The sequence below is a fragment of the Olivibacter ginsenosidimutans genome, assembly GCF_039542865.1.
In the GTDB taxonomy this organism is placed as follows: domain Bacteria; phylum Bacteroidota; class Bacteroidia; order Sphingobacteriales; family Sphingobacteriaceae; genus Olivibacter; species Olivibacter ginsenosidimutans.
Genome location: NZ_BAABIQ010000039.1, coordinates 147,521 through 160,095, shown reverse-complemented (window position 1 = coordinate 160,095; position 12,575 = coordinate 147,521). Strand labels below are relative to the sequence as shown.

Sequence of the window (12,575 nt, the reverse complement as noted above, 5' to 3'; positions counted from 1 at the left end):
ATTTCATCCTAATTAGTATCCTGGAAATTGAACGAGTTGCTTATTGCGATCCATTTCATCCTGGCCATAAGGTAAAAAGTAATAGCGCCTTTGCCAAGGAGCTCGCGTAAATGCGATGACACGCGTATGAAAAGCGGGATCAGATAGGCTTGTGCCAGCATCGATATCCATCCCATAAAAAGCTCCACCCTGATTCGATCCTTGCTTATTCGGAATTTTCCACCGCCGTACATCGAAATACCGATGTCCTTCAAAGCAAAGTTCCAATCGTCGTTCTAGGCGTATCTCTTTCCGCAATTCATCTTGATTTAAACCTTCAGGTAACGCAGAGATTCCTCCACGGGTACGGATCGCATTCAAATACTTCAAAACATCCGGATTTCCCGGATCTGATTCATTTAACGCTTCTGCATAGTTTAAATAGAGTTCACCCAGCCGAATCACCATTGTAGGCCGAGTTACATTTACCGAAGGACTTACACTGTAGGTTGGATGCAAATTTTTACGTGCAACATATCCAGTTTTCGGCCAGTCTCGTGGCGCTCCGCTTTTACCAGAGTTACCGGTATAAAAGAATTCAACGCGAGCATTATTCTCACCAGATTTAGGTACTGCAGGGTTTACAGAACCATTAAAGGTAACATCAACATAAAACCTAGGTTCGCGATTGGTGTACATCACATTTGTTCCGGCTACATAATAGGGTGTCGCGGTATTGGTGTATTGATCTTCCTGATAATTATTGCTTTCACTGATGGATTTACCGTCGGCCATTCTGAAATCATCCACCAATTGTTGCACTACCGCAAGACCATTATAGGCTGTACCTTGTGTTGCACGTGGGGCAACGCGTATCTCATATCCGGAAATATCATTCGCCGTACGCAACCATATACCTTCTGTTTTCCAGCCATCCCAAAATAGATTACGGCAAGACAGGAAGGCAGCACGAAAAGGATCGGCATCATTCACCCGATAAATCCCCTTTCCATTTGCTTCCGCTAATGTGATAGCCTCTTTTGCTTTGTCAGCTGCCAATTTCCATTTATTCGCATCATATGTTTGTGAAATCAGTTGCTTGCCATCTAAATTCCTAAAGTCAGCCATTTCACTATTGCCGTTGTATAGCGGACTGGCGCTGAATAACAGAATTTGCGATTCTACGGCCGTCGCAATGATTTTATTGATTCTACCGGTCTGCGTTTCATCAATTTCTGTTGTGCTTCCCACCGCATAGTTGTTTAAGGGTAAATCTTCTTTTGCTGCTGCGATTTCCGATAAAACAAAACTTACACATTCATCCCAAGAGCTTCTTGGAATTTGGTAATCATCTTCAGGTGTGCCAGAATTTAGAGGTAAAATCACTACTGGACCCACTTCTTTCATCAACATCCAATAATAAAAAGCGCGTAAGAACCGTGCCTCCCCCTTATATTGCTGAATCAGCTGTGCACCGTTCACCAATGCTTTTATTTCTTCATTATCATCAATCCGTTCCAAAAAAATCGATGCGAGACGTATTTTTTCATAGTAGTTATGAAACTTGCTGGGTGTAGTACTTGGATTTAATGCGCCGCTGTTAATGGCCGGATTGTTCCAATTGCTCACGTCGAGTTCGTCTGTCGTATTGGTAAATACATAAATAAAATTATCGGCATTCCAGATATCCGGAACCATGGCATACAACCCCGCCAACCATCGCTCTGTTTGTCCGCGATTAGCGAAAATTTCATCTACCGAAACAATATTATCCGGTTGTGTATCAAAGTAATTTTTCTGACAACCCATAGGAATAAGTGAAACCATCAGCACACCTATCAGGGAACATATGTTATAAAAATATTTTTTCATTTTTACTGATTATTGAAAGTTTGCCCTTAGACCAAAATTGTATGTCGTCATATTCGGATAAACGGCGCCTCTACCATCCCCCAACTCTGGATCCCAGAACTTCCATGGTGAAATAGTAAATAAGTTTGTTCCGTTGAGATACAACCGTAATTTCTTTATGGCCAGCTTGTCTAAAAATTTCTTATCCATAAAAGAATAGCCTATCTCTGCCTGTTTTAAGCGCAGGTAATCTGCTCGCTGTACCCAATGTGTACTAGTGTAGTAATTGGTGGTTGCATCTTGATTAGTCGATAATCGGGGATAAAAGGCGTCCTGACTGGGATTATCTGGTGTCCAACGATCCAACACCTGCTTGTACATATTGCCATAGGTAGCGCCTTGGGAAAAAGGCGTGGTGGCATAACCACCGGCATAATTAAAATCGACCATTCCTACCCCTTGGAAAAACAGACTCAGATCAAAACCCTTTATACCTCCTCCTAAGCTCAGCCCATATACAATACGCGGTGTAGGTCCATAGCCAATGGCCGTTTGGTCATTACTGTTGATGATACCATCGCCATTCAAGTCTTTGTAACGGATATCGCCCGGACGGACATCACCTGATTGTATAGCCGCATTGTCAATTTCATCCTGATCATTAAAATAGCCCATCGCAATATAACCAAAGCGCTGATCAATTGCCTGCCCGATCCGGTCGAGATAAGGATATCGCCATGGTGGCAAGCCATCAAACACAGCAATGTTTTTATTATAATTGAAGGTTCCGCGGAAAGAAAGGAATTTATCAGCTGTCCAGTTTTTATTATAATCCAAGGTAACATCAATCCCCTTGTTTCGGGTTTTTCCAATATTATTATACGGAATATTATCAACCGTATATCCCGAAGCATAGGGAATGACATAATTGGGAAGAAGTATTCCCTCCCTTCTTTCCCTGAACAACTCAACAATCAGTTGCAGTTCATCGTGCAGAAAGTTCAGTTCAACTCCTAAATTCTGCCGATAGGAGGTTTCCCATTTTACATTACCGCCTATTCGCGTTTCTTTATAACCGGTATAATTGATCGTTGATCCCGGCACACCAAAACTATAGCCATCACCATCACCAATTGTTGTTAAATAAAGAAAGCGGAGGTCTGGATTTTCATTGTTTAGACCAGCATTACCTGACAATCCGTAGGTGTAACGTAGTTTGAAATGTGACACCACATCTTTAAAGGGTTCAAAAAACTTTTCATTGGATACAATCCACCCTGCACCAAAAGAAGGGAAAAAACCATAGCGTTCACTGGGTACAAAATTGTCGGAGCCTGAATAAGAGAAATTAGCTTCGGCAAAATACTTTTCATCATAACCATAGGTCGCACGCCCAACCACATTCCGTTGGCGGTAAGGTATCGCTGCTTTATAGGAACTCACTCTGGAGGTAGCATCATTATAATCCGACTGGTTATAGAGCAGCATGCCGGAAACATCATGTGCTCCGAATTTTTGCGCATAATTTACCGCAGCTTCCGTATAAAAACGCCGGTCGCCATAACGGGTGAGCTCAAAACCAAGGGCATTGCTGCCGGGGGTAGAAATTTCTGTCAGTAAGTTTCCATTTTCATCTCGTCCTGTTGCCCAGTAAGTTTGCAAAGTCCGGCTTCTTTTGAGGTTATTATTTACGTTTACATCAAAGGCAAACATGGCGGTAGCGCTTAGTCCAGGCACCAACATACCCAGATCCTGATTAACCCGTAGATTAGAACGTACGGTATTATTATAGGTGTTGGTAACTCCCGATTGGGTTAAGGCCATATACGGACTCATCAAGGTCCCCTGTAACTGTGGCCATTGCCCATTGGAATATTGTGGTGGAATAATATGCGGGGCCGAGCTGGTAGCCAAATTAAAAATATTATTTACACCATAAGCCGGATTATTTAAGTTGGTAATATAGCCATTGACACCAAGGGCAAGTTTAGTTGTTTTAGTGACATCCACATCGACATTACTGGTAAAATTAAAGCGATTCAATTTTAGGGTAGAATTATAGGTTTGTACATCATCGGTTTTAAACAAACCCGTTTCTCCAAAGTAGCCGGCAGATATATAATAGGTTGCGCGCTCACTACCGCCATTGACATTCAAGGTTGCACGATTATTACTACCAAATTTATTAAACAGCACATCATACCAATCTACATTCGGATACAAATCTGGATCAGTACCATTGGCATGTTTATCAATTTCGTCCTGACTATATTGCGGTGTTCGCCCCCGCATCGTCATGCCTTCATTAAATAAGGTCATGAAGGTGGGACCATCTATAAATTCCGGTAGGTAGGTAAATTTGGTTATAGCCTGATCGAACTCTGCGTTGATACTTGGCTTTCCCGATTTTCCTTTTTTGGTATTAATCAAAATGACGCCATTCGCCCCTCTTGTGCCATAAACCGCTGTAGCTGTTGCATCTTTCAATACCGTGAAGCTTTCAATATCTTCTGGATCAATATTATTGATGGTTCGGTCGGGTACCCCATCTACCACCAGAAGGGGGCCACGTGGACTGGAGCCGAAAGTGCCAATACCCCGAACGAAAAGGTCGGCGCCGTCATTACCCGGTCCGCCACCACGTTGTGTAGCCACTATTCCGGCTAGACGTCCGGCAATAGCCGTCGTTAAATCACGTACAGGAGCTTTCAGATCGGTAGGTTTTATGGTAGATTGTGACCCTACAACACTTTGCTTCTTTTGGGTACCAAAACCAACAATAACAACCTCTTCCAAACCTGCAATATCTTCCGTTAAGGTTACATCAATCACCTGACGGCCATTAATTTCCATCTCCTTATCCAAATATCCCACATAACGAAAAATTAAAACAGCATTATCTGGCACATCCAGAATATATTTTCCATTAACATCGGTTACTGTACCGATAGTCGACTTATCTTTCACACGAACGCTTACGCCCTGAAGTACTTGACCTGCTGTATCGGTTACCGTACCCCGTACTTCAATACTTGCTTTGCCTATAACTTTCTTAGAAACGGTCTCTTCAACAATTGAGACCGTGTTTCCTCGAATCTTATAGGACAATCCATTGCGTGCAAGAATGTCAGACAGTACATGATCTAATTGCCCATTTTTCACGGAAAGGGTAATGGGTGCTTTTTTTTGCAAGAGGTCTTCGTTATAAAAAAAGTGGTATCCCGTCTGACCGCTAATTGTTTTGAGTACAGTTTCTAAAGACACGCCTTTTACGGAAAGATTAATTTGTTGTGCGTTGCTGGTGGCATAGGCACTGAAGTAGATAGCACATACAAGGATATAGGTTATTTTCAGAAACCTTGCAGTTAATTTAATGGCACGGCGATCCCCTGGGATATATAAGCATCCCATTTTGCCATTGCAAAAGTATTTCATAATTTTACTTCGTTAGGATTCGTATGTAAGCAGTATAATTCAACATGAGGGCAATTTGCCCTTATAAGGCCAATAGTGGTGGTACACTGTTGGTCTTTGTTTGGTTTCATTCCGTTTTCATATCATAAGCATCCGTCCTTTCATTTAGGTTTTCTATTTATTTTATCCCTTTACTCTAAGGATCTTCTTATCAATTTCAAAAGTCAATCCGCTGACATCTTTTAAAATCTGCAGTGCCTGTGCCAATGTAAAGCTCCGTGGTATCGTACCACCAAATTTATTTTCCGGCATACTTCCTTCATATACCACGTCAATATCATACCATAATGACATGTCGTTCAATACATCTACGATACGATCGTGCTGAAAATAGAAATTGCCTGCTTTCCATGCCAGCGCTTTCTCCAGATTGGCTTTCTTCAAAACAATACCTTCTTGGGTAGTTATGCCCATTTCCCCCGGAACGAGAATTTGTTGATGATGCCCTGTAGACAGCCTTATTTTTCCAGAGACAAGGCTCGTTGAACTTGATTCTTTACGATAAGCATTCACATTAAAATTCGTACCCAGTACCTGGATTTCCGTTTCATTTATATACACTTTAAAAGGATTTTGTTGGTTCGGGGCTATTTCAAAATAGGCCTCACCTACTAAATAAACATCCCGTTCAGTTCCATTTACCGGGAAGCGTAATTCGGACATTGCATTCAGCCAGACCTTTGAGCCGTCTGGTAGATTTACTTGATACGTTCCAGCTTTAGGTACCCGTAAAATATTATATAACCGTTCTTCCTTCGCTGGCGAATGTTGTTGGCCACTATAAACTATAGCACCTTGATTACCATGCACCTGTACACCATTTTTTTCAGTGTACGCTATCTTTCCGCTATCCAGCGCTATCTTTTTTCCATCGGAAAGAACCAACTCTGCACGGTTAGTACCTGGAAGCACATCATTTTTATAACCATATCGTTTATCGGCTATTATATCGTGATCGGTTGTGTACGTATTCATATACCACCAAGTCCATGTACCAATAACACAACAACAAATTACGGCAGCAACAAAACTGTACCATTTGTTACCTCCTTTTTTATGTGTCCGTTTTTGCCGCTTTTCTACGATTTTACGCCACGCTTGCCCCTTGGTTTTTTCCAATTGGGTAATATAATCCAATTGCTTTTGTACCGTTACATCATTTTTATAAACGTTCAGTATACGTAATCTTGTTTCCTCGTCTAATAGATTATTCAATTCAGCCAATTCAGACGCAGAAAGCTCGTCGTGCAAGAGCTTATTAATTAATTTTGCGATATAAAATGGCTTTTCTTCCATTTAGATTTTCTTCTATTTGTATCTGTAAGAAACCTAAAGGAGGAAAAAGGGTGGAATTTTTTTAAGAAAAATTTTAAAATTTATGAAAAATAAAAGGAATCAAAAGAGAAACTAATTGAGGACTTAATTTTTCTTTAAGCAAGGATAAAGCCCGTTGTTTTTGGCTCTTTACGGTATTAATAGATAGGTTTAATTCTTGTGCTATTTCTGCGTTTTTCAAACCTTCGAGATAGCCCTTTTTAAAAATTAATGCACATCCTTTCGGTAACTCTTCTATTGCCTTGTAAATATGGTACATGACCTCCGCGTGGATGATCTGCTCCATGATCTCTTGATTTTTCGGTTCTTCTGCTCGAAGGAAACGTTCTTCAAACTTATTAACGACTTTTAGATGCCTTAATTTATTATAACAAGCAAATTTAACAGATGAATATAAGAAACTTCTGAGGGCTAGGTCTTCTTTCGGTAAATCGTCTTGCTGTTCCCAAACGGTCACAAACACATCTTGAACAATATCTTGTGCAGCTTCATCATCATCAAGAATTCTGGAAGCAAAATCACAAAGGCGTACATAATACGTATTGAACAACTGCTCCGTAGTGGTCACATATTTTCCCTTTTGCGAAAATGGTATCATCATTTTTTCGGTTCTTTAATCATATTTATTGATTAAAAATTGACCGGGTTGCGGCCTAAATTAAATTTGCCTACAGCTTAATGTATTTATAACTGGAATTAGAACATTGTTATTGTAATGGCAATATTACAAACATTAGCAGCACATATCCAAGGGCTTGCTCAAAGCAAACGGTTGCGTAATTTTATAAACGAGGGAAAAACCGATTGATTAGCACATGCAAGGTTGTGGTACAACAAATTTTATTGGTAGAGAAATCTTAGCCCATAAAACAAAGAAGGTAAGACTACGCTTCCGTGGTCCTCCTCTTCAAAGCGTCTATATTGCCAATGCAATCCTGAAGGATGAAGCTTATCAAGCAACTTTGGTAACGGAAGAACTCCTTTTCTTTCCACGTCCTCATCATTGCTTTTTCCTGCACTAGCAATAAAAATAGTTACGTTTGCATATTTAGGCTGATTAATCAAGTCTTTCGCTTCTTTTAACAACTTGAAATTATCCCACCACAGGCTGGGATCGATAACGAGGTAGTCAGAAAATAGTGGTGTATGCTTAAGAAATATGTTTATAGTGGTTAATCCTCCAAAAGAATGTCCTATCAATATCCGCCGCTCAGCGGTACGAAACTGATGGTCGATCATGGGTAACAGTTCTTTTTCCAGAAAGGCAACGAAGCGTTCACCACCACCACTGTTTGCTAAAGTAGCTTGTCCTCGTGTACTCATCGCTGGAGTAGGTGTCAAATCTCGCGTACGATCAGTATTCTCAACCCCTACAATGATGGCATCCTGCTTTCGACTTCGACCACCACGATACAATGCGGTCTGTACACCGGTGACCGTTAAAAAATTCAAATCGGCATCCAATACATAAATTACAGGATAACGTTCCTTGCTATTAAGGCTATCATCATACGCTTTTGGTAAATGAACCCAAACGGCACGCTCTTCCTGTAACACCTGGGAAGCAACTTTATACCTTTTTCCAACAATCCATAGACTATCATTTTCCTTTGCCTGTGCGTTTGCTAACAAGAAAAAAAGCATCGCCAATGCCGTTATTATATCATTCATTTGTTAATGGGTTTAAATGCAGGCCGCCAACCGATTCAATAAAAATTAATTCCATTGAGTTCCCCTTCGGCCGGATTTATTATTTACACAAAAATAGATTATTCACGACATGACGTGATAAATTTTAGTCAAAAAGTTGGGAAAAGCTGACTTTTAAAGTTGTTAACAATATTCCAAAAGTGAAAAAGGGCTATATCTTTAAGATGATAGCCCTTCCAATAGCATAAGAATTAAGGTTATTTAGGATCATTCAGCAAAAGACGCCATTGCCTCAATCGCCATACAAGCGCTAGCTTGAGCGGTCAATTGTGCCTCACCAACAGGTGGTTCATTCCACGCAGGACCAAATAGTAAGGTTTGCGGATAACACCCCTTCGTCCATATACTAATCGCATTGTTCTTAAAGAAAATCTCAAACTTCGTCCGATACGCACTGTTTAAATCCTGCTCTTGCAACAACATTAAAAAGTAGCGCATAAAAATACCTTTGAACAAAGCGTTATCGCCCGTGCCCTCGTTTCGCAGGATATTATTGCTCTGATCAATACATTTAGTTAACGTATAGTTCGCTATCTTCTGTGCATCGTTCAGGTAGGCTTTATCGCCAGTAATACGATATAACTCAACGGCTGTACCCAAAAATGTTCCTTGGTTATAGGTCAAAGCTACAGTACTAACCATGTTCGTTTCTCCATTGATATTGTCGTATACCGCTCCTGTAGCACGTTCAAAAAGCGTGTTTTTTTGCCATTCATATATTTTTTCTGACCATGTTTTATAACTTTCGTCCTTTGTAAGGTTATATAAACGAGCAGCTAAAATACTAGCCGGGCCGTTCGAACAGGCATTTTTGCTATACAACATATCTTTTTTCCAAGCCACACCACCTTCGGCATAATCCGTATTCCATCCCCCTGAAATATCCGTCCATAGCTCTTTAACGGTATTGAGGTATTTATCATCGTTCGTTACTTGATATAAGCGCAACATAGTAAGGGCATTCCACTCCATATCATCGTAAAAAACATTGTAGTACGTATTGCCGTTTTTCACTTTAACACCTTCATACCATTTGCTAAAATAATCTTTATACTTATCATCCTTAGTACGAACGTAAGCATCAATCAGCACATCCATAGCATGTGCATTAGGCCAATATTGGAACCCTACATCAGTACCATTGCTACCATAGTTAAAATAGCCATCGGCATTCCAGAACTGATTGATCAGGGCATCTGTACTTTTATTGGCCGCATCGTTCCAGTCGATCACTGGATCTTCGCCATAGGTGTATTCATCATCAATTTTATTACAAGCACAGAAAACCGTGCTGGCAATAAATAATATTAAAAGCTTCTTCATGCGCTATGTTTTTATCTCTTGATAAGTGCGTATCTGACGATAAGGATACCACGCCAGATACACACTTAAAGCATCATTGAATCAATTAATTTGCGGTAATAGTATGTGTGTACGCAGCATCCCCTTTCATTAATAAGGAGATGGTAGTTGATTTTCCGTCAAACTTATCCATAAACTTCCATTTATCATCCCATTGCGTTACATTAGGCAATACGCGAACATAATAGTAAGAAGGGTCAGAACCATCCGTTGGAGCACTATCGGTAGTATTTAAGGTACCAATTTGCTTTGTTTCTGCTGTACCGTTACTTACCGTTTCGATCTGAAATTTATAGCGTTGATCTTTCCCCCAGCTTTCCTGTTTAAAAGTAATCTTTCCGGTACCGGTCCATACACCTTTTCCATGGTAATCTAAATTCCAGATGACTTCATTGGAAGGACAGAACCACAAGCCGACGCTTTTCACTTCCATATAACTGATCGTAGAAACGTTAAAATCGAGCGATATCCGGTAAATTCCAGTTTTATCTACAGTGATTTCATCATTACCCGTCGACTCCCTTAATGTTGTTCCATTTGGTGAATAGAATATACGTGGTGTTCCGCTGGTACGATCTACAAAATGATACGTTTTTCCACCTTCCAATTTAGTATAAATCTCAAACTCACCCGAAGCCGTTAATTTAAATGGCAATGAAGTAGCTAAGTCCGTTCCTGTTTCAGAACCTTCGCCAGTAATAAACACCTCATCTGGAATATCAGTAAAGCCATTTAGACTCGTAATCGTTAAGGTTCTCGACTCCTCCGCCAATACACGGTTGACACCTCTTGAAGCACCCACTGTCCAAATCAAATCACCTGTACTGCCAGGTTCTATTCCAGCCAAAGCAGCTATTTTATTTAACACTTTATGCGTGATGGTAGCCCCATTAGAAAATCCATTGTTATCCGAAACCACCGTATAAAGAGGCTTAGAAAAATCGCCTCCTACCTTGTCAAAAAGCACCTCATATAAAGCTGCGCCACTATCTTCCACCTTTACGGCTTCCCATTCAAAATAAAGCGATGCCGACGCAGAACTTACTAATTTAATCGCCTTGTTATCAGCAGGTTCATACAAGGTTTTAACTGCTGTTACTTTGGCATCCTCATAATTCATATCATCCGTTTTACAGGCATGTAGACTGATAATTGCTAAAAAGAAAAGCCCTATATAGTTTATTGTTGTCTTCATTTTATTTTCAATTAAAAATAATTCTCCATTAATTTGCATAGCCTGGATTGTTTGGCGCTAAATTTCCGTTTTTATCTAGCTCAGCACGCGGAACAGACCACAAGTAATCCCGGCTCTCATCGAACCTCCGGTTATCAAGCTGAATATAGCTGCTGTTACTATTTGCGAATTTGGCACCATGGACATATCCATTCAAGTATTGTGTACCGGCTTTCCAACGAACGATATCGTAGTAACGCAGCCCTTCTAAAGCCAGTTCGCTACGACGCTCATTCCGAATAGTTTCGCGCATAGCTTCTGTTGATAAAGAAGTTGGGTATTCCAATGCGGCATCGGTCTTAAAACCTGCTCGCTCACGAATCGCCCGAATGGTCTGACTCCAAACGGAGGCATCCATTTCACCCAATTCAAACTTCGCTTCTGCATACATGAGCAACACATCGGCGTAGCGGAACATGATGATGTTTAAACCGGCATCAAAAGTTAAGGTAGCCGTGATATCATAGTATTTTTTGATATAATATCCGGTAGATGTTTGGTTACTGCTTGCTCCTGCATATACATCGGCTTTCTCTGTGTCTGTGCCTCCGGTGCCGGGTTTGATGTAAATCGTTGCTTCATGGCCATCAAAATGTGTCCATTTTCCTCCATGGAATACAATGGTAGCCGCCATACGGGGATCGCGATTCACGTACGGATTATCCTCGTTGTAATCGGGATCTTCGTCAATGGTCTTTCCATTTAACATCAGGTAACTATCCACCAGTTCTTGCACAGGCGCATAGGCATTTAACCGAGCACCGGCAGAAAGCGGTGCCGCATCATACAGCTTGCCCCACATTTTGAGTGATGGCACATAAGCATAGTCCAAAATCACCTCTTCGTTATATTCATGTGCAGCCGTGAACAAGTCGGCGTAATTTAGATATAAACCATAGCTTCCATAGGTAGCTTGATCATTAATCAGCCGACCGGTATAATCCACTACCTTTTGCCAATTACTTTCATAAAGGTAAGCTCTGGCCTGAAAAGCCACTGCCGCCCCTTTCGTAATACGGCCGTTATCATCGGCAACTAAACCATCCCGGCTGGGTAAAGCATCTATAATCGCGTCTAATTCGCTATGTATAAATTCCAGCACAGTTGCTTTTGGCGTGCGTGAAATGGTTTTCGCTTCTTCCAAGGTAATGTCTTGTGTGAAGAAAGGTACCGCCCCATAATAATTCGCCAAACGGAAATAAAGGAAAGCCCGCACAAAACGAACTTCAGCTATCCGTTGAGCTTTTAGCGAAGGGTCCACATTTGGAACCTGATCGATGTTAGCCAAAAATACGTTGCATGTTTTAATACCTCCATATGCCGTTTCCCACTCGCTGGCAAACAAACCAAGCGATGGATCGGCTGTACCATTCCGGATACTCCGTTGGTCGGTATTGGAACGGCCTTCGAAAACATTATCGCTCAACGCTTCATCATTCCACATTTTGTCTGCCGAATACATTTGATTGTAGGCCATGTTCACCATCTGTTCAGCATTGTCAAAAGATTCCCAAAAGTTTGCTTCTGTATACCTATCTGTAGGAGGTGTATACATCTTATTACAGCTTGTTGCCATAGAAAACACTACGGAAAGCCCCACCAGATATATATATTTTACTATCTTCTTCAT

8 protein-coding genes are annotated in these 12,575 nt (G+C 40.9%); all 8 read right to left on the bottom strand.

The genetic code is table 11. The features are described from left to right. Nucleotides 1-12 precede the first annotated feature (12 nt). Nucleotides 13-1,851, bottom strand: coding sequence for a RagB/SusD family nutrient uptake outer membrane protein (locus ABD930_RS14955; RefSeq protein WP_345232547.1), 1,839 nt, complete (start codon nt 1,849-1,851; stop codon nt 13-15). 9 nt (nt 1,852-1,860) lie between these two features. Next, a complete protein-coding gene (locus tag ABD930_RS14950; protein WP_345232546.1) occupies nt 1,861-5,265 on the bottom strand; it encodes a TonB-dependent receptor in 3,405 nt (1,134 codons plus the stop codon). 162 nt (nt 5,266-5,427) lie between these two features. Then, nucleotides 5,428-6,600 carry a FecR family protein gene (locus tag ABD930_RS14945; RefSeq protein ID WP_345232545.1) on the bottom strand — a complete coding sequence of 391 codons (1,173 nt, stop codon included), beginning with the start codon at nt 6,598-6,600 and terminating at the stop codon, nt 5,428-5,430. Between the two features lie 73 nt (nt 6,601-6,673). Next, nucleotides 6,674-7,240, bottom strand: a complete 567-nt coding sequence (locus tag ABD930_RS14940) for an RNA polymerase sigma-70 factor (protein ID WP_345232544.1) — start codon at nt 7,238-7,240, stop codon at nt 6,674-6,676. Between the two features lie 239 nt (nt 7,241-7,479). After that, entirely contained in the window at nt 7,480-8,310 is an 831-nt protein-coding gene (locus tag ABD930_RS14935) for an alpha/beta hydrolase (RefSeq protein WP_345232543.1), read from the bottom strand. Between the two features lie 246 nt (nt 8,311-8,556). Continuing rightward, nucleotides 8,557-9,672, bottom strand: a complete 1,116-nt coding sequence (locus ABD930_RS14930) for a glycoside hydrolase family 76 protein (RefSeq protein WP_345232542.1) — start codon at nt 9,670-9,672, stop codon at nt 8,557-8,559. Nucleotides 9,673-9,757: 85 nt separating this feature from the next. Then, on the bottom strand, nt 9,758-10,906 hold the full coding sequence (locus ABD930_RS14925) for a SusE domain-containing protein (protein WP_345232541.1): 1,149 nt from the start codon (nt 10,904-10,906) through the stop codon (nt 9,758-9,760). 28 nt (nt 10,907-10,934) lie between these two features. Continuing rightward, nucleotides 10,935-12,575 (bottom strand): RagB/SusD family nutrient uptake outer membrane protein, encoded by a 1,641-nt coding sequence (locus ABD930_RS14920; protein ID WP_345232540.1) that lies wholly within the window; start codon nt 12,573-12,575, stop codon nt 10,935-10,937.